2 protein-coding genes are annotated in these 1013 nt (G+C 39.5%); both read left to right on the plus strand.

What is annotated here, in order from left to right; translation table 11 throughout:
* Positions 1–315, plus strand: a 315-nt coding sequence (locus ACFFUV_RS23415) for an HNH endonuclease (protein ID WP_390198338.1), incomplete at its 5' end; no start/stop codon positions are given.
* A 296-nt stretch (positions 316–611) separates the two neighbouring features.
* Positions 612–860 (plus strand): ribosomal large subunit pseudouridine synthase B, encoded by a 249-nt coding sequence (locus tag ACFFUV_RS23420; RefSeq protein ID WP_178572436.1) that lies wholly within the window; start codon positions 612–614, stop codon positions 858–860.
* Positions 861–1013 lie beyond the last annotated feature (153 nt).

Below are 1013 nucleotides of genomic sequence, written 5' to 3' on the forward strand. Positions count from 1 at the left end.
TGTATCGACCATATCGACGGCGACCGAGCCAATAACCATGCGGACAATTTGCGTTGGGTTACATATATGGAAAATAACAACAATCCTATTACAAAAAAAAGATTGAGTGAAAACAACGCTAAAAATATGCAAGGTAAAAAGGGTGCATTGCATCCAAATTCAAAACCTGTTAGAATGATGAAAAACGGGGTTTGTCTTAAAATATACCAATCTATACATTTAGCCAAAAAGGACGGGTTTAGCGATACACTAATAATCCGATGTTGTAAAGGGCGTATGAAAAAACATAAGGGCTATAATTGGGAATACGCATAATAGATATAGCAAGGGATTGTAACCAAGCGTTGCAACCCCGTTTTTGTTTTTGCCCGTTTTTAGCCCCGTATTTCTATTATTTTGTTTGAATGGATAAAGTACCCACCCCGGCAAATAAAGTGGCTTAAAATGAAAATTCGCCAAAAATAACTTTGCGGGGAGCCAAAAGAACCGTTTTTTGTCCGCAAATCGAAAATAAAAGAAAATTCTTTTGGTAGTTAAAATAAAATGCCATATCTTTGTACCATGTTAATAAAACGACCGGGCGTTTTCCCGGCAACAAAAAGAGCGATACAATGAAGCCCGAAGATATTTACAACGGTTTGGAATATACAACAAAAGAAATTAACCGTACTTTCAAAATCAAAGTAAACGGCTTGTTCAACGGCAAAAAGATTAACACGTTGGTTGGCGTTTCCGGTTTGATTAAGTTAGTAGGCGTTGAAATGGCGAACAAATTATTGCGCCGTGCTTTCCGTTGTGTCAAAGACGCCGAACATTGTAAGTTGCGCCGGGGTTTGAAAATATCCTTTTATTATTACTAATCCGACCGGGCGGGTTCCCGGAGGGATACCGGGAAATTGAGGACTGTTTTAACCAATTGCCGGGGGAACCATACCCGACCATTGCAATAAACGACGTCGGTAACGACGACCGGATGATTGAATTTTATGTTACCGGGCAACAATACGACGTTT

It is taken from the genome of Vibrio olivae (assembly GCF_042428525.1).
GTDB classification, from domain to species: domain Bacteria; phylum Pseudomonadota; class Gammaproteobacteria; order Enterobacterales; family Vibrionaceae; genus Vibrio; species Vibrio olivae.

Bases quoted from the DNA above. Each gene is read 5' to 3' on its own strand.
- ACFFUV_RS23420 (WP_178572436.1), top strand. From the start codon at position 612: ATGAAGCCCGAAGATATTTACAACGGTTTGGAATATACAACAAAAGAA.